This window comes from Nocardia sp. NPDC006044 (genome assembly GCF_042871115.1).
In the GTDB taxonomy this organism is placed as follows: domain Bacteria; phylum Actinomycetota; class Actinomycetes; order Mycobacteriales; family Mycobacteriaceae; genus Nocardia.
Window position 1 is genome coordinate 2,779,367 of record NZ_JBIAID010000001.1, and the last position, 17,043, is coordinate 2,796,409.

14 protein-coding genes are annotated in these 17,043 nt (G+C 69.2%); 11 read left to right on the top strand and 3 right to left on the bottom strand.

What is annotated here, in order from left to right; translation table 11 throughout:
- Positions 1–70 precede the first annotated feature (70 nt).
- From ACFYO1_RS12890 to ACFYO1_RS12905, 4 genes are all read left to right on the top strand, one after another.
- Positions 71–352, top strand: coding sequence for a hypothetical protein (locus ACFYO1_RS12890; protein WP_387230067.1), 282 nt, complete (start codon positions 71–73; stop codon positions 350–352).
- Positions 342–1,385: a polyprenyl synthetase family protein gene (locus ACFYO1_RS12895; protein WP_387230069.1), complete on the top strand. Its 1,044-nt coding sequence runs from the start codon at positions 342–344 to the stop codon at positions 1,383–1,385. The genes ACFYO1_RS12890 and ACFYO1_RS12895 overlap by 11 nt, the downstream gene beginning before the upstream one ends.
- A gap of 25 nt (positions 1,386–1,410) precedes the next feature.
- Entirely contained in the window at positions 1,411–2,577 is a 1,167-nt protein-coding gene (locus ACFYO1_RS12900) for an oxygenase MpaB family protein (RefSeq protein WP_387230071.1), read from the top strand.
- 436 nt (positions 2,578–3,013) lie between these two features.
- On the top strand, positions 3,014–3,526 hold the full coding sequence (locus ACFYO1_RS12905) for a transcriptional regulator (RefSeq protein ID WP_387230073.1): 513 nt from the start codon (positions 3,014–3,016) through the stop codon (positions 3,524–3,526).
- A gap of 81 nt (positions 3,527–3,607) precedes the next feature.
- Here the strand turns inward: ACFYO1_RS12905 and ACFYO1_RS12910 are convergent, their stop codons facing one another.
- Entirely contained in the window at positions 3,608–4,501 is an 894-nt protein-coding gene (locus ACFYO1_RS12910; RefSeq protein WP_387230075.1) for a LysR family transcriptional regulator, read from the bottom strand.
- Positions 4,502–4,637: 136 nt separating this feature from the next.
- Here ACFYO1_RS12910 and ACFYO1_RS12915 point away from each other — a divergent pair, with 136 nt between their 5' ends.
- Together ACFYO1_RS12915 and ACFYO1_RS12920 are read left to right on the top strand one after the other, a co-directional pair.
- Entirely contained in the window at positions 4,638–4,871 is a 234-nt protein-coding gene (locus tag ACFYO1_RS12915) for a hypothetical protein (RefSeq protein WP_387230077.1), read from the top strand.
- 243 nt (positions 4,872–5,114) lie between these two features.
- Positions 5,115–6,098, top strand: coding sequence for an EamA family transporter (locus ACFYO1_RS12920; RefSeq protein WP_387230079.1), 984 nt, complete (start codon positions 5,115–5,117; stop codon positions 6,096–6,098).
- Here ACFYO1_RS12920 and ACFYO1_RS12925 read toward each other — a convergent pair.
- Complete coding sequence (locus ACFYO1_RS12925) at positions 5,994–8,180, bottom strand: hypothetical protein (RefSeq protein WP_387230081.1); 2,187 nt, start codon at positions 8,178–8,180, stop codon at positions 5,994–5,996. The two genes, ACFYO1_RS12920 and ACFYO1_RS12925, sit on opposite strands and share 105 nt — an antisense overlap.
- 326 nt (positions 8,181–8,506) lie before the next feature.
- Between ACFYO1_RS12925 and ACFYO1_RS12930 the strand changes: the two genes are divergently transcribed.
- The 3 genes from ACFYO1_RS12930 to ACFYO1_RS12940 all read left to right on the top strand — a co-directional run bounded on the left by ACFYO1_RS12930 (position 8,507) and on the right by ACFYO1_RS12940 (position 14,575).
- A complete protein-coding gene (locus tag ACFYO1_RS12930) occupies positions 8,507–11,050 on the top strand; it encodes a LuxR C-terminal-related transcriptional regulator (RefSeq protein ID WP_387230082.1) in 2,544 nt (847 codons plus the stop codon).
- 271 nt (positions 11,051–11,321) lie between these two features.
- Positions 11,322–12,446, top strand: a complete 1,125-nt coding sequence (locus ACFYO1_RS12935) for a cytochrome P450 (protein WP_387230084.1) — start codon at positions 11,322–11,324, stop codon at positions 12,444–12,446.
- A gap of 71 nt (positions 12,447–12,517) precedes the next feature.
- Positions 12,518–14,575, top strand: a complete 2,058-nt coding sequence (locus ACFYO1_RS12940; RefSeq protein WP_387230086.1) for an MMPL family transporter — start codon at positions 12,518–12,520, stop codon at positions 14,573–14,575.
- 55 nt (positions 14,576–14,630) lie between these two features.
- Here ACFYO1_RS12940 and ACFYO1_RS12945 read toward each other — a convergent pair whose 3' ends face one another.
- Complete coding sequence (locus tag ACFYO1_RS12945; RefSeq protein WP_387230088.1) at positions 14,631–15,107, bottom strand: SRPBCC family protein; 477 nt, start codon at positions 15,105–15,107, stop codon at positions 14,631–14,633.
- Positions 15,108–15,206: 99 nt separating this feature from the next.
- Between ACFYO1_RS12945 and ACFYO1_RS12950 the strand changes: the two genes are divergently transcribed.
- Entirely contained in the window at positions 15,207–16,229 is a 1,023-nt protein-coding gene (locus ACFYO1_RS12950; RefSeq protein WP_387230090.1) for an LLM class flavin-dependent oxidoreductase, read from the top strand.
- A 124-nt stretch (positions 16,230–16,353) separates the two neighbouring features.
- On the top strand, positions 16,354–17,022 hold the full coding sequence (locus tag ACFYO1_RS12955) for a hypothetical protein (RefSeq protein ID WP_387230092.1): 669 nt from the start codon (positions 16,354–16,356) through the stop codon (positions 17,020–17,022).
- The last annotated feature ends 21 nt before the right edge of the window (positions 17,023–17,043 follow it).

Here is a 17,043-nt window from a genome sequence, read left to right on the forward strand (position 1 = left end):
GACCGGGCCTGTCGAGCGTTTCCGGGTCACGGCATCGGATGTCGATCGGTGGGGACAGGAGCGTGATCGCATGTCGCAGAGGTCGAATCAGCGCGCAACCCGGGGCGAGGACGCGGTCCTGCTGGCCGCCGGACTGGCGGATCTGGCGCTGAGCCGGATCGGCCCGGTGCTGGACCGGGCGTTCGGACTACTACGCCGCTCGGACCTGCCGGGACTGGCCGGCGCGGCGGAAAACGACCTCAAGGCCCGCGGGCGGCTGGCAATTGACCGGAATGTGCTTGTGCCGCAGGCGCATATGGAGATTCTCGCGCAGCGGGTCGTCGCGCGTGAGTCCGGTTCCGGTGCGGACTGAGCGGCACGACGCCTGCGCTTTCAAGGCTCGCGTCGACGACATCCTCGGGGAGTTCGTCGGACGGGAACGCGACCAACTGCTCGACATAGACCCGCGGCTGCGTCCCGTCGCCGATCAGCTCGTGCTGGCGAGCGGGCAGGGGAAACGGTTACGGGCGGCATTCTGCTACTGGGGTTGGCGCGCGGCCGGGCAACCGGACAGCGACGCGTTCGTCCGCGCCGCGGCGGCCTTGGAATTGGTGCACGCGGCGGCGAGCGTGCACGACGACATCATCGACGACAGCCCGCTACGGCACGGATTGCCCACCGCCCAAACCGCTTTGCACGCACCTCTGGCACGCGAGTGCGAGGAGACCGGTAAGGCCCTGGCCATGCTGGTCGGGGATCTGCTGATGGCGCTGGCCGGCCAGCTGTTCGTGACCAGCGGCCTGCCCGCGGCGTATCTGGCCCGGGCGCGACCGCTGTGGGCGGTGCTGGCCCGGGACTTGATCGCCGGCGAGTGCCTCGAAATCCTCTGCACCGGTGCCGTTCCGGAGGTGAACGAGTCGTTGAAGGTGATCCGGTACAAGACGGCCAAGTACACCGTGGAACAACCCTTGCTGATCGGCGCGGCGCTGGGCGGCGCGGACGATCGATTGCGGAAAGCATTCTCCGCGTACGGCTTACCGCTGGGCGAGGCCTTCCAATTGCGTGACGACCTGCTCGGCCTCTTCGGCGATCGAGCCGAAACAGGCAAGGATAATCTCGATGATTTCCGGGCCCGCCGCCCAACCGCCCTGCTGGCCGAAACCTGGTGCGCCGTAGACAGTTTGCAGCGCGCCCGGCTGATCCGGCTGCTCGGCCTCGCCGAACCTGACGACGGCGACCTGGGCGACCTGCGCGACCTGATGACCGAGGTCGGCGCGCCCGGCCGAATCGAGCAGATGATCACCGCCCGGGTCGAGGAGGCGACGCGCGCCCTGGCCGGCGTGCCCGCCCCGGCCGCTCGCGCGCTGACCGAGCTGGCGCACGCGGCCACCACGCGCCGCTACTGATTCGTTACCGAGGCAAGGAGTTTCGATGAGCTACACGCAAGAGTCGATGGACGCGCTGCGACTGCGCGGGGACGAACTCGCCGACGCCACCGTGGCGACCCTGTTCGAGCGCGGGGAGGTGGGCAAGTTCAACACCCTGATGCGCTACGTCTCCACCGCCGGTTCGCCGCTGCCCGACGATCTGCCCGAGGCCGCCCGCGAGTACCTGCACACGACCGCGGCCCCGCCCGCGTGGGTGGACTGGGACGAGATGGAGAAGGCCAGGCTGTTTTTCATCGACAACAACGTGCACATTTCCACCGCGCTGTCCTTCGCCGCCATGCCGGCCTGCTATGTCGTGCCACCGGTGGCGAAACTGTTGTCGGCCACCCATTCCCTGGAGTACCCGTCCAAACGCATGGCCGAGACCGGCCAGTTCACCGTGTATCTCATGCAGCCCGACGCGTTCGAGGCCGGGAGCCGTTTCGTGCCCGCCGTGCAGAAGGTCCGGCTGCTGCATGCCGCCATCCGCCACCACCTCGCCCGGGAAAACCGCTGGGACACCGACCGATGGGGGACGCCGATCTGCCAGGAGGACATGATCGGCGGCCAGATGCTGTTCTCCATGCTGGTGCTCGACAGCCTGCACCGCTTGAACATCCACATGAGCGTGGACGGCGCCGAGGCCTACTTCTACGCTTGGCGGGTGGTCGGCGCGATGCTGGGCGTCGACCAGGCGCACGCGCCGACGGACCTGGCCGCCGCGCGTGCCTACCTCGATCTCTATCTGACTCGGCATATGGGGCCGAGCCAGGAGGGGGTGAACCTCACCCGCCAGCTCATCGACCTCTATGAGGAGGTGGTTCCCGGCACCTTCTTCGACCCGGTGGTCGGCGCCCTCATCCGCTACCTCATCGGCGACACCTGCGCCGACTGGCTCGACGTGCCGCGCACCGCCTGGGACACCGCGATCAAGGCCGCCCCCGCCCTGCTCGGCGTCCTCGAAACCATCGAGGACAGTTCACCTCTGGGCGAGTGGGCCTTGGACCGCCTCGGTCACCTCACCACCTGGTTCGAGCTCAGCTCCCTCACCCGCGGCCGCGTCATGCAGTACGCCATCCCGGAAGAACTCAAACACGATTTCGGCGTCGCCTCCGCCGCGTCCCGCGCCCGCCGCTGGACCCCGCCGGAGCCTGCCGTCGTTTCGGGATAGTCCACGTTCTGGAGCTGGAAGGCGCTCAATGTCTCACGGTTGGCCTCAGGGCGACCTCCGAAGAGCGCAAATGCATAGCAATCACAACGCGGTCGTGGCTGGTGTGAGGTTTCGAGCGAGGCGAGGCGCCTAACCATATTGACGTCATCTGCGTAAAGGGTCGAAAGTCCTTTGATCAGGGGCATATTCGATGCTTGATGCTGATGGACGCGTCGGCTCCGAGCTGCTATGGAGTAATGGAAAATAGTGATTTCCATTTGGTAGCAAACTTGAAGCAACCGGTAGGTTTGTGAGACTCTCGACGCGAGAGCGGGGCGGGTTCCAATCCCCGCCCGGCTCTCTGATGAGGCTGTCGCGCCCCGATGTATTGCCTTCCCCCGAGCGGCATCGGGGCGCGACGGTGTCGCACGGTCGTGTCGGAGTCAGATGGGCGAAAATGTCAGTGCTCGAAGATGGTTCGGATGTAGACGGTCAATCGGTGGTTGCGGCCGGGGTCGGCGGTTCGCCCGGCTCTGCCGAAAAGCACTCCGGCGTGGGCGAGCATTTCGCACCGCGGTTGAACACCTTGTACGCCGAGTGGAGCAGGCGCCACCGCCGGCGATTGACCAATCAGATGGTTGTCGACGCGCTGACCAGGTACGGAATCCCGGTGTCGCTGCCCTACCTTTCGCAACTGCGGCGCGGCCGGCGCACACAACCGTCGGCGACACTGGTGGCAGGATTGGCCCAGTTCTTCGAGGTCGACCCGGAATACCTGTACTCCGGTCACACCGCCTACACCGCCGCCGATACCACGCTCGTCACGCAACTCGACGATCCCGTTCTGCGCAGACTGACCAACGTGGTCACCGGGCTCTCGGTCGAGTCGATCGACTACCTGGTGCGGGTGGCCGAAAAGTTCCGTCAAGCCGAGATGCTGCCGATCGACGACAACGTCGCGACCCTGTAACCCGCACCCGCGGACTCAGGTCGAGTGACTCTCGCCGCCGTCGATGTCGAACGGTTCGGATCGGCGCAGCGGACCACCGGATCAATCGGCGGCGGCCAGGCGGATGTGGTGGGCGAGGGCGGTGAGGGCGGCGGATGACGCTTTGGCCTCGGCGCCCCAGGCCAGGAGGTGGTGGCGACGGGACCAGGGGTCCGAGAGTTCGCACACCTCAACGGATTCGTCCGCCAAGACGGCGTTGCGCGGCACGATGGCCAGGCCGACACCGGCGGCTACCAGGGTGATCACCGTGGTCAGGTTCGCCACGCGGGTGCGGTAGCGCGAGTGCGGCCCGCCGTGGGTACCGATGTTCCGCTCGATCCACTGTTGCAGCGAGGAACCGGTGTCCAGGCCGACCAGTGGATGCTCGGCGACCTCGCGGTAGGTCAAAGTGGTTCGCCCGGTGAGGATTCCGCCGGCCTGGCCGATCACCACGAGCGAGCCGTCGCAGAGCGGTTCGACCTCCAGCCCGCAGTCGCCGGCTTCGTTGCCGATCACGACGCCGAGGTCGGCCTCGCCGTCGGTGAGCATCCGCACCATCTGGGGTGTACGGCGTTCGGCGACAACGACATCGATGCCGGGTTCGGCGCGCAGGAAGGAGATCAGCGCCTGCGGAATGATTCGGTGCATCGCGCCGCCGCCACCGAGCAGGGTCAGCGAGGCCACGGGCGAATGGGTGTATCCGGCGAGGGCGCTGTCCAAGCGGGCGGTTTGCCGCAGCACTTCGCGCGCGTGACGCGCCAGGGTGGCGCCCGCCGGGGTGGGCCGCACGCCGCGCCGGCCGCGAATCAACAGGGGGAGTCCCGTCTGATTCTCCAGGGCGCGCACCCGGGCGCTGGCCGAGGGCAGGCTCAGGTGCATCCGGCGTGCGCCCGCGGTGATGGATCCCTCGGTGACGATGTCCAGGAACAGCCGCAGGTCGACCAGGTCGTAGTGCACTCCTGCAGCCTATGTCGCAGCCTGAGGCTGTATGCGTGGATTGCGCATTGTGCCGAGGCGGACCGGTCGGCGAATCTTGGTGTCCGGCGTGCTTTTTCCGCACGCACGGCCGCGAAATCGTTGATACGGAGGTGTCGTGGTAACCCGCCCTGCCGCAAACCAGGATGGACATCTGCCGGCGACAGATGAAGCTGCTGCCGACGTCACGAGTCTGCTTCGGGCCTTCGGCCGCCGGGCGCTGTTCCTGGCGGCGCTCGCCCTGCTCATCGGCGCGCACATGATGGCACTGGTTCTCGCCCTGGCCGGTATCGGACTGCTCGTCGCACCGGTATCCGGCACCGAGGTCGAACTGCCGGTCGCACGCCGGTAACAACGAACCAGCAATGGTCGACAATAAAGGCGAATGTGATGCACGCATCGTCGCTGTGGCAATGTTGATTTATCGCTGACGGCGCGTAGGTACTTTATCGATCTACCTAGCGTATTACCTATCGACCCCGACGAATTACCTATTGAGCGAATGGCGTGCGCGCGAGTAGCTTTGGCCGCGTCGCTGCTGGACACGTCATTTGAGCGTTGAAACCGCCGGTGGCGAAATTCGATGGGGCTCGTCTTGGTATTTCTGCGTGTGCTTCGCCCGGCCGATTCGGGGGCGCTGTTGTCGACCGCGGCAGGCCCGGTGCTTTTCGGCACTGCATTTCTCGCGATAGCGCAGCTGCCGGCCACGCCGCTGTGGAATGCGGTATTCCGGGTGTTTCCGGCCGGGCTGATATTGATCGCCTTCCGTCCCGCGCTCCCGCAGGGCGTGTGGTGGCCGCGGATGATCGTGCTCGGCGTGCTGAACTTCGCCGCCTTCTTCGGTTGTCAGGCCGTTGCCGCACACCGGCTGCCCGGCGGGGTGGTCTCGACCATCGCCGCGGCACAATGCGTGGTCGTTCCGCTGGTCGTGCTCGCGTTCGGGCAGCGGCTCGGTGCCCGGCAGTTCGTCGCGCCGGCGCTCGGGCTGATCGGCGTCGGACTGCTCGTGCTGCGCGGCGGGGTGTGGACGGACGCGACCGGCATCGTGGCGGCCGCCGCCCTCGCGCTGCTCTCGGCCACCGGCATGGTGCTCACCCGGCGCTGGGGTGTGCCGGCGTCGGTGCACCCGCTGAGCGCGGTCGCGTGGCAGATGCTGGCCGGTGGACTCATTCTGGTGCCGCTGGCCGGCGCGTTCGAGGGCGGGCCGCCGAGCCTGACGCTGGGCCAGCTCGCCGCGACCGCCTGGTTGTCGGTCCCGGCGACCGCGCTGGCCTTCGCGCTGTTCTTCGGCGGTCTCTACCGCGGTGTCGAATCGACCACCGCGTCGCGACTGATGCTGCTCGGTCCGGTGGTCGCGGTGGCGTTGGGCTGGGTGTTCGCCGCCGAGAATCTGACCGGCTCGCAACTGGCCGGGGTCCTGCTGGTGCTGGCCGCGCAATTCGGCGGACTCGAACGCGGTGGTGCGGCGCGTGGTTCAGCTCGGACGCAGGGTGAGCGCGGTTCGCTCGCCGACATCGACCGTAAGGTCCGCTCGGCCGTGTTCGTCGGCCCGGACCGCCGCCTCGACCGCGCCGAGTAGCCGGTAATCACGGTGCGGCACAAGCTGATCCAGCCGGACCGTGCACCGCTGCGGCTGGATCCCCGCGCGGAAGATCGCGTCCAGGCCCACGCCGTCGGTGACCGCCTTGGCGACCAGCACCGCCGGATAGGGCACCGCGCTGATGCGCGGGCCATGGGTCCACTCCTGCGGTCGCGGCACGGTCATCATGTCGGTCAACGCGTGCGCGCGGCCCAATCCGCCCAGCCCCAGCATGCCGTTGGCGTGCACGGACGCTCGCTCGAAGGCCCACACCCCCGGCTGCGACTCATCCGGGGAGAACTGCAATTGCCGGGTCGCCTCCGTCCACAGCGTGTCCCACCACTCACCTTCGCCGCATTCCTGCGCGAGCAGCAATGCCGCGGCGAGAGGTTCGGCGTTGGTCGGGGCGCCGGAGCCCCAGTCACCCGCCGTCGGCGATTCCTTGCCGGCCGAGGCCGGCACCGAGTATCGGCCGCTGTCGAGCCATTCGCCGCGCAGGACTTCCCAGGCCCGCCAGGCCAGATCCGGCAGCAGCGGGCTGACGAACCCGGCGATCGCGGCTGTCGAGGCGGGACCGCGGAAGGCGCGGGCGGACAACCCGAGACCCGAGACGAGGAACGCGATGATGTCGCCGTCGGCGGCGGTGAACTCGGTATCGAGCCGGTCGCGCAGCCTGGCCGCGATGTCGGCGGCGTGCCGGGTCCCGTTCAACGCGTCGAGCACGGCCACGCCGGCCGTCGCGACGGCATTGCAGTAGGGAAATACCAGCCCATTTCGACGACCCCGGCCGACCGGCACCGGCTCGCACGCCCACAGGCACAGGTCGGTGCCGAAGTTGCGCAGCACGATGTCGTTGATCGCGGGGTGGTCGTAGGCGTAGGTCTGTTCCGGGGACCGCTGGAATCGCAACGATCCCGCCCGATCGAACCGGGTATCACCGGTCGCCTGCCGGAACATGGCGAGCTGGAGGTTGAGGTATCCGGTGAACATGATGTTCTGCGGCACGTCGATCGGGTCGGCGCGGCGATGCCGGAAGTCCCAGTTACCCAGCAGATTCTGCCGATACCAGTAGCTCCACACCTGCGCGTCCTGCATGCGGGTGAAGAGGTTCAGTTGTGCCTGGTGCGGAGCACCCCGATAGGCCGGGGTGTGGGCATAACCGAACATCGACAGGCCCCAGCCGACCGCGTTGAGCTGATATCGGTACTGCTGCAACGGTCCTGGGCCTTCGGGATCGAAACCCGCCCAGCTGTCAACCGGTTGCAGCGCCAGCCTGGTCAGGTGCCGGTGCAGCCGAAGCTGATCGGGGCTCGCCTCGCTGACCAGCGGCGAGGTCTGGTGCCGGAGAGGGATCGGGGTGGTGCGGATCGGGACGTGCGACCTCGCGCGGCGTTGCTCGAGATAGCGCTCTCGTTCTTGCCCGACTCGCCGGGCGCTCTCGTGCCGCACCCGTTCGCGCAGCACGATGCCGAGGGTCGCGGCGATGGCGAGACCCGGCGCGGCCCACGCTACCCAGGCCAGCGGAAAGTCTTGGGCGTCATGTGAATTCGTCAGCAGCGCACCGGCCGCCGCCGCGCCGGCGACGATGGCGGGGACGGTGACGTGGTCCGAGCGGGCGATCGCACGGAACATGAACGCCCAGCCGGTGGCGGCCGCGACGAGCAGGAATCCGGCGATATGCGCGGCCGCGACCAGTGCGACCGGGGCGCGCCACGCGGTCCACCCGACCGCGGCCACCGCGGCGATCACCAGCACGGACGCGACGGCACGACGATCACGCAGCGCCCAGCCGAGCGCCGCGATCACCATCGCCAGCACGATGACGTGCACGGCGGTGACGGCGGCACCGCCGGCGTGGTGGTGCTGCGGCGCCGGTATCGCATAGAGCAGCCCGGCCCCGGGGATCGCCAACCCGGCCGCGAACGCGCGCCACGGCGCGGACAGCCCGAGCACCGAGGGCCCGGCCGCGAGCAACACCCACGCCGTCAGCGATACCGCCATCGTGCGGCGCCACGCCCGGCTCGTGATCGGCCCGCGCAACCGGCGCGCGGTGCTCGTCGTGGTCGAGATATCAACGGTCACAGCGTATTCCGATGTAGGGCAGGGGTAGGTTCGGTGCGGACGGCGGCATCGAGCAGGTCGAGGTACGCCGTGCTTTCCGGCGGTCGGTGTCGCGTCGCCGGGTCGTCACGACGACCGCCCCGTCTGAGCGCGGTGGCCAGGCGCGGCCCGACGACCAGCGCCAATCCGGAGAGCAACGCACAGCACAACATGGCGACTTCCCCTCATCTCTCTGCGGCACCGCGAAGCTGCGGCGAGAACCGGACCGCTGGTTCGAGGTTGGCTGCCGGGTCGCATCCACGCATCAGTAGGCGAATAGGTACCTGGGCAGGCTAAGGTCCCTGGCCATGGGTGCTCGAGACCGCTCCGAGGGGCCCGGCCCGCGTTCGGCTCCGGATGCGTTCGTCGGACGACAGCCGGAACTGGACCAGATCATCACACTGCTGCTGTGCGCACCACGCTTGGTCACCCTGCTGGGACCGGGCGGAATCGGTAAGACCCGATTGGCCGCCGAGGCGGTGGCCCGGTTCCAGCGCAGCACTGGCGTCGGGGCGCATTGGGCCAGGCTGGCCCGCCTCGCGGCGGGCGCCGACGCGACCGCCGTCGCGGAGGAGATCGCGCACGCGGTGCTGGAGATCGACTTTTCCGGCCGCTCGGCGTGGGAGGCCATCGTCGACGCCCTGGCCGGCTCCGGCGAGCAGGTGGTGCTGGTGCTGGACAACTGCGAACACGTGCTCGACGGGGTCGGCAGCGTCGTGCACCGGCTGACCGCCGAGCTGACGAACCTGACCATCGTCGCGACGAGCCGGGAGGCGATCGGCTGGATCGACGAGCACCGAGTTCCGGTGCCGCCGTTGTCGCGTGAGCACGGCGTCGCGCTGTTCCGGCAGCGGTCCGAACTGACCGGCCGATCGGTCGGTCATCCGGAGCAGGCCGAGATCATGGCCGAGATCTGCCGCCACGTGAACAATCATCCGCTGTTCATCCGGCTCGCCGCGGCACGTCTGGTGCGCGAGCCGCTGCCGATGATTCTGCGCGAACTCAGCGGCGAGGCGCCCGACGACCAGCGATTGCGCTGGTCGGACGGTCCTCGGGTGGGCGCCGACGCGCGGCATCGCGGGGTGCGCGACGTCATCTCGTGGTCGTATGAGCTGTGCGACGAGCCCGAACGCATCCTGTTCGAACGGATGGCAGTGTTCGCGGCGGGCTACGACGTCAATCCGGCCGACGCCCCGGACGGCGCGCTCGATGTCGGCGCCGAGCGGGAGGCGATCGAGTTCGTCTGCGCGGATCCGGCCGGTGAGGGGCCGATTCGGTTGTCCCGCAGCATGATTCCGGATCTGCTCGATCGGCTGGTGGATCAGTCGCTGGTCTCCGCGCATCTCACCGCGACCACGGTCCGGTACTCGCTGCTGGAGAGCATCCGGGTGTTCGCCCAGCAACGACTGGAGCTGCGCTCGCGCGACGGCGTCGACGAACGGGCGCGACTGGAACGCCGCCATCGGGAGTACTACCGGGACAAGGTGATCGACGCGGCGCGGAATTGGTTCGGCGCGGCCGAATTGCAGTACCTCGATTGGGCGCGTGCGGCGTGGGACAACATCCTGACGGCGATCGACCGCAGCCTGGCCGAGCCGGGACAGGCCGCGGTCGGGCTGGACATCTGCCGGGGACTGCTGGCGATCCGGTTGCCCTTCCTGGGCTGCTCGTTCCGGGAGATCCGGCTCTGGTCCGCCAGGACGCTGCAAGCCACCCGGCTGCTCACGCCGGAGCCGACCGAGACTCAGCTGGAGACAACGGCTCTGGTGGTGTGGATCGCGTTGTGCCAGGGGACGCTCGCGGAGGCCGAGGCGATGCTCGACGAGTGCGTACGGATGTGTCTGGGCGACCGCGCGGACCCGGACGGGTGGCGTGCGTCGGCGGAGACCGATCTGGGCCTGACCGCGGCCGTCGAGTTCGCCTGGGGTGTCGAGCTTTTGATCGCCCGCAGCGACCCGCGCTCGGTCATCGTGCTGGGTCGCGCGGCGGAGAAGTATCGCCGGGACAGCGATGTCGGCGGTTCGGTCATGGCCGAACTCTTCGGCGCGCTCGCGGCCGGTCTGCTCGGCACCGTCGAGGAAGCCGACGCGTTGACCGCGAGTTTCCTTGCGCGGGTTGAGGGATCGGGCGCGTCGTGGGTGCACTCGTGGGCCCGGCTGGCCAGGACCGTCGCGTTGATTCGCGCCGATCAGTCGAGCGCGGCCCTGACCCTCGGCCGTTCGGCGCTGACCCACCTGACCAAGATCCGGGACCGCTGGGGCGAGCTGTGGGCGGTGCAGTTCCGGACCTGGGCGCTGGCGCGGCTCATCGAGCAGGCGCAGCAGGCCAAGTCGGACCGGCCGCGCCTGCTCGCCGCCGCCACCGAGATCGCGCAGCTCGCCGGCGGCACGAAAGTACTACTCGCCGAGACGAATATGGACGTCAGCAGGCTGGGGCCGTTCTCGGCGGAGACGGTGAAGGCGGTGACGGCCGCGCGCGCGGTGCTCGGCGAAAGCGCCTACGCGGCAGCCGAAAAGCAGGGGCTCGGGTTGCGGCCGGAGCGCGGCGAACTGCAATCGCTCGCCCTCGGCTCGCTGTCGCTGTATCGGCCACGGGCGGAGGGCGAGGACGTGTGGACCTCGCTCTCGCCCGCGGAAGGGGAGGTCGCGATCCTGGCCGCGGCGGGCTGGACCAACAGCGCGATCGCTGTCCGCCGCGGCATTTCGACCCGGACCGTCGACGCGCAGGTCGCGTCCGTATTGCAGAAGCTGTCGATCGGCTCCCGCGCGGAGATCGGCGAGCTGGCGCCGCGTCCGCTGCGTGATCGGATGCGCGCGGAATCCATGCGTGCGCCGGGCCGTCGCGGAACATAACGCCGATCGCGTCGCGTAGGTGAGGTACCGACGCGTATGCCGATGCCGTCACCCGGTACGCGGGGCAAGGTCGCTGGGCAGCGGTTCGTCCGCTGTCGTTTCCCCGCCTACGTTCCCTCGCCGGAAGGCCCGGACTGTGCCCACGCCATCACCCAGTGCCCACGCGACGCGATCCTCACCGCACCACGGTTCGCCGGTGTGCCCGGCCGGCGATCGAATTCCCCTGTACCGCCCCGAGTTCGCGAGTGACCCGCACCGGGCTTATGCCGCGATGCGCGCCGAATACGGCTCGATGGCGCCGGTGGAACTCGCCCCGGACGTGCCCGCCACGCTGGTGATCGGCTACCACACCGCGCTGCGAATCCTGCACGACCCCGAGCACTTTCCGGCCGACCCGCGGCACTGGCAGCACTCCGTTCCGGCCGACTCCGCCGTGCTGCCGTTGCTCGAGTGGCGGCCGAACGCGTTGCGCAGCACCGGCGCCGAGCACGCACGATATCGGCTGGCGAACACCGCGGCCATCAACGGCATCGATCTGAGCGAACTGCGCGGCACGGTGACCGAGCTGGCCACGGCGCTGATCGGCCGGTTCCGCGGCGCCGGAAAAGCCGACCTGGTGCGGGAATTCGCGCAGCCGTTGGCGTTCGGGGTGGTCAACGGCATGCTCGGCTGCCCGGCCGACATCGGCGAACGGATCGCCCGCGGCATGGTCGCGATCTTCGAGGGCGACCATGCGGCCGAAGGCAATCAGCTGCTCACCGCGGCGCTGATGGACCTGGTCGAGCACAAGCGCACCGCGCCGGGCGAGGACGTCACCACCCGCTTGCTCACCCACCAGGTCGCCCTGGACGACCTGGAACTGGTCCACCAACTGGTGGTGCTGTACGGCGCCGGAATCGAGCCGTTGCAGAACCTCATCCTCAATGCCCTGCTGCTCATCCTCACCGACGACCGGTTCGGCGGCGACCTGCTGGGCGGCAGCCTGTCCACCCGCGACGCGCTCGACGAGGTGCTGTTCACCGACCCGCCGATGGCCAACTTCTGCGTCACCTACCCGCGCCAGCCGGTGCTGATCGACGAGGTGTGGCTACCCGCGCACCAGCCGGTGGTGATCAGCATGGCCGCCGCCAACAACGACCCCGCGATCCGCGCCGACGATCGCACCGGGAACCGCTCTCACCTGGCCTGGAGCGCGGGCCCGCATGCCTGCCCGGCCCGCTCCGCCGCCTATCTGGTCGCGCAGGAAGCCGTCGACCAGCTGCTGGACGTGCTCCCCGACCTCGAACCAGCCCTGCCCGCAGACCAATTGGCCTGGCGGCCGGGGCCGTTTCACCGTGCGCTGGCGACGTTGCCGGTGAAGTTCCCACCGGTCTTCGCGGACGGAACCGGCGGATAGTTGCGGTGATGATGCCCACGCGGGTGCGGTGACAGCGCGCGCCGCGCGCGCGGGTCTGCCATGGTGTGGTGATGCGCATGTGGGATCGGTTCGCGGCCGTGGTCACCGCTCGTAAGTCCTGGTTGCTGCTCGTGCTGCTCGCCGCCGTCTCGGCGGGGTTGATCGGCGGGATCGGGGGCAACGACGCCGCGGGGGAGGCACCGAACTCGCTGCCGGGTAGTGCGGAATCGGCGCAGGTGAAAGCGCTGCTGACGCAATTCCCGGACGCCGGCACGGCACCCGCGGTGGTTGTCGTGACGCGCACCGACGCTGCCGAATTGCGGGTCGAGGATCTGACCGGGCTGCGCCCGAAGCTCGGGGACCTGGCCGTCTCGCCTGATCGGAAGGCGGCGATCGGGCGGTTGCCGGTCGACGCCAAGCTCAGTGGATTCGCCCTGACCGATCGCGTCAACGAGCTGCGCGACTCGGTGAAAGCCGGGCAGCCGGCCGATCTGCGCATCCAGGTGACCGGTGGGCCCGCGTTCGGCGGGGACATCGCGGACTCGTTCGCCGGCGCCAACATCACCCTGCTCGCGGTGACGGCGGCGGTGGTCGCGTTGCTGTTGATCGTGACCTACCGGTCGCCGGTGCTGTGGCTGGTGCCGTTGCTCGTCGTCGGTTCCGCCGATCGGGTGGCGGCCACCGTCGGCACCGGATTGGCCCGGGTGACCGGGCTCGCCTTCGACGGGTCGACCTCCGGGATCACCAGCGTGCTGGTGTTCGGTGCGGGGACGAACTACGCGTTGCTGCTGGTCTCGCGCTATCGCGACGAGCTGCACCGCAACGCGGATCATCGAACGGCGCTGCGGCACGCGGTGCGGCATGCGGGACCGGCGATTCTGGCGAGCAACGTCACGGTGGTCGCCGCGCTGCTCACCCTGCTGCTCGCGTCGCTGCCCAATACCCGGAGCCTCGGCGTCGGTGCGGCCGCCGGGCTGGTGGTCGCGGTGGTGTTCGTCCTGGTGGCGCTGCCCGCCGCCCTGGCGCTGTTCGGGCGGAATGTCTTCTGGCCGTTCGTGCCGCAGGCCGACGACCGGATCGCGGCCGAGCAGGGAGTGTGGCACGCGATCTCCGCGTGGGTGGTGCGCAGGCCGGTGGTCGTGGCTTGCGGCACGCTGATCGTGCTCGGCGGGTTCGCGGCCGGGTTGATCGGCACCGATGTGGGATTGTCGCAGACCGATCAGTTCCGCGTTCGGGCCGAATCCGTCGAGGGGTTCGACACGCTCGCCGCGCATTTCCCGCCCGGTGCGGCCAACCCGACAATCGTTCTGGCTCCGGGTGATTCGGCTCCCGGAGTCGAACAGGCACTGCGCGCCCTGCCCGGCGTCACGCAGGCGACCGCCACCGGAACGGCGCCGTCCGGGCTGGCGCGATGGTCGGTGGTGCTGAACGCCGAACCCGGTTCGCCGCAAGCGTTTTCCACCATCGAGTCGATGCGTGGCGAATTGGCGTCGATACCCGGCGCGCTCGTCGGCGGCGGTGACGCGGAAGGGCTGGACACCAGGAAGGCCGCCGAACACGATCAGCGCGTGGTGATTCCGGCGATCCTGGCCGTCGTCTCGATCATCCTGCTCGCCCTGCTGCGCGCCGTCCCCGCCGCCGTGCTCCTGGTGGGCGTCTCGGTGCTCAGCGCACTGGCCGCGCTCGGCCTCGGCGCCTGGATCGGCCTGCATCTCTTCGGCTTTCCCGCCCTGGACACCAGCGCCCCGCTGTACGCCTTCCTCTTCCTGGTGGCGCTCGGCATCGACTACACCATCTTCCTGGTCAGCCGGGCCCGCGAGGAAACCCCCGACCACGGCAGCACCCAGGGCATCGTCCGCGCCGTCTCCGCCACCGGCGCCGTCATCACCAGCGCGGGCATAGTTCTGGCGGCCGTCTTCTGCGTACTCGGCGTCCTCCCGCTGATCATCCTCACCCAACTCGGCCTCATCGTCGGCCTGGGCATCCTGCTCGACACCTTCCTCGTCCGAACCGTGGTGATCCCAGCGCTTTTCAGCCTCATCGGCCCGAAGATCTGGTGGCCCAACCCGCTGTCCCGCGTCCGCGAGCCCGATCGGGAGTCGGCACCCGATCCCGTCCGGTCCGCCTGACTTCCACACCGAGGCAATTGCTTCGGATCGCCGCCGGTTCGGCGGCGTAGGCGAGTCAGCTGGACGAACCGCCGGTGACCTCGGTGCGCAGCCAGCTGAGGTTCGCCCGCATGCCCGCCGCCCATTCCTCCAACCGCCGGGCGATGATCCGCCCTTCGAGTTCCGGGTTCGCGGTGATGGCCGGGGTCAAGCCGGACGGGGCCGGACCCATGCGACCCCACTGCCGGACGATGACGCCGTCGCGCGCGGGGTCTATCTCGAAGGCCCAGGTGGCGCTGGTGCCGTTGTCGGGACCGAGCACTCGCCAGACCCAGCGCCGCCCGGGTTCTACTTCGACGATCTCGCAGACGGTTTCCCAGGTGCCGAAGGCGGGATGATCGTTTCGACCGCGGAACCGCGCGCCCGGCTCGACCCGGCCCGCCGTGCCCTCCCATTCCACGGACGTCAGCTCCGGTGAACTCCGCACCGGCAGCTGGATATCGGTGACCAGCGCCCACACGGTGTCCGCGTCGCCTGGAATCCGTTCCGCCACTTCGATAGTGGGACAGTCTCGATAACGCATCCGCACCCTTCCCTGCTGCCGCGATCCGATCTCTCTATACGCTATTGCCACTATGCCCGAGGAGGCGCGATGCGTATCGGTGTTCTGATCGAGCCACGGCTGCCCGGCGCGGTGGAGTTCGCCGTCGCGGCGGAGCAGGCCGGGGCCTCGTCGCTGTGGGTCGCGGAGGTGTGGAGCTATGACGCGCTCACCGGGCTGGCCTATCTGGCGGCGAGAACATCGTCGATCCGGTTGGGGACGTTCGTGGTTCAGCTCGGATCGCGCACGCCCGCGCTGCTGGCGACGTCGGCGCTGAGCCTGCACAAGCTGTCCGGCGGGCGGTTCGACCTCGGTATCGGCGTGTCCGGGCCGCGGGTCATGGAGGGGTGGCACGGCGTCCGGTTTCGTGCGCCGGTCCAGACCACGCGCGAGACGATCGAGATCATCCGGACGGTCGGTCGCGGCGAACGCCTCGAACATGCCGGCGAGATCTACCCGCTACCCCTGCCGGACGGGCCTGGGCGCGCGTTGCAACCGCTGGTCGAGCCGGCCCACGTTCCGATCTACAACGCGGCGATGGGTCCGCGCAACCTGCGTCTGACCGGTGAACTGGCCGACGGGTGGCTCGGGAACGCGTTCATCCCGGAAGCGGCCGAGGTCTTCCTGGGCCCGTTGCGCGAGGGCGCGATTCAGGCCGGGCGCACGCTGTCCGATCTCGATCTGGTCGCGCCGGTCGCGGTCGAGATCACCGCGGACGATCAGGCGGCGGCCCAGGCGATCGGCAAACACGCCGAGGGGTACGCGTTCACCATCGGCGCCATGGGCGTCGGCGGGCGGAACTTCTACAACGACGCCTTCACCCGCCTCGGATTCGGCACGGCCGTCGAACGGGTGGTCAGCCTCTGGCAGTCCGGAGACAAGGCCGCCGCGCGCCGCGCCGTCCCGCGCGAACTCGGCGAGCTGACCAACCTCATCGGGACTCCCGCCCGAATCGCCGAGCGACTCCACCACTACCGCGCCGCCGGGATCACCAGCCTGCTGGTCAAACTCGAGGGTGACTACCAGCAGCAACTGTCGACGTTGCGTCGGCTGATCGAGATCGAGTCCAGCTGATTCAAGGCTCGAGCGGTTGGTGAACGTCGAGCGAACGTGCCGTGGCTACCTCGGGGAACCGGATCGGCGGTCGGCTGCGATCGGACCGCGTCTACTAGGGTCGTGTGCGATGAAGCATTCAGAGATGACGAAGTTCGGGTACCGGGTCGCTGTATCCTTCGCCGCTGTCGCGCTGGCCGGACCGCTGGCCTGGTGTGGAGTCGCGGCCGCCGAACCGATTCCGGCGGCGCCCGCCGATGTGTGGACCGTGCCGACCGAACCCGCGGACGCACTCACCTTCATCGTCGCCTACAGCTTCGGGTACCGGATTCCGCCGGGCGCCGACCCGCAGCGAGCCGAACACGAACCGGGGCCGGTCAACGAGGAACTCGCCGCGGCCGTCGTCGCCGCGCGCGGTGACCGCGAGCTGCCCGTGTATGCCCAGTCGGAGATCGCGACGGTGTTGCGGTCCCGGTACGGGATGCGAGACGTAATCAGCATCGACGGCGATATGAATCCGGACGGCACGCCGATATACCTGTCGACCGAAGGTGTCGCGGCCAAGGTCGCCGCGTTGCGCGGCACGGCGAGCGCGACCGACGTCGCGGGCGTCGTCGCCTTCCGCGATCACCTGTGGCGGGCTACCCGGACCACCTCCGCGGCGGGCTTCGTGTCCGCCGCGCCCGCGGGCGTCTCGATGCCCGACCGATACGACCCGGAGTCGGCGCAGCCGTGGACGACAGGTCCGGAGCGTTATCTGCCCGTCGACTACGCGGGCCGGGTGAAGCTCCTGTTCGGCGCAGTTCCGCGTTGAGACGCTGGGCCGCGACTCATT

Bases quoted from the DNA above. Each gene is read 5' to 3' on its own strand.
- ACFYO1_RS12890 (WP_387230067.1), top strand. From the start codon at position 71: ATGTCGCAGAGGTCGAATCAGCGCGCAACCCGGGGCGAGGACGCGGTC.
- ACFYO1_RS12900 (WP_387230071.1), top strand. From the start codon at position 1,411: ATGAGCTACACGCAAGAGTCGATGGACGCGCTGCGACTGCGCGGGGAC.
- ACFYO1_RS12905 (WP_387230073.1), top strand. From the start codon at position 3,014: ATGTCAGTGCTCGAAGATGGTTCGGATGTAGACGGTCAATCGGTGGTT.
- ACFYO1_RS12930 (WP_387230082.1), top strand. From the start codon at position 8,507: ATGGGTGCTCGAGACCGCTCCGAGGGGCCCGGCCCGCGTTCGGCTCCG.
- ACFYO1_RS12935 (WP_387230084.1), top strand. From the start codon at position 11,322: ATGCGCGCCGAATACGGCTCGATGGCGCCGGTGGAACTCGCCCCGGAC.
- ACFYO1_RS12940 (WP_387230086.1), top strand. From the start codon at position 12,518: ATGCGCATGTGGGATCGGTTCGCGGCCGTGGTCACCGCTCGTAAGTCC.
- ACFYO1_RS12950 (WP_387230090.1), top strand. From the start codon at position 15,207: ATGCGTATCGGTGTTCTGATCGAGCCACGGCTGCCCGGCGCGGTGGAG.
- ACFYO1_RS12955 (WP_387230092.1), top strand. From the start codon at position 16,354: ATGACGAAGTTCGGGTACCGGGTCGCTGTATCCTTCGCCGCTGTCGCG.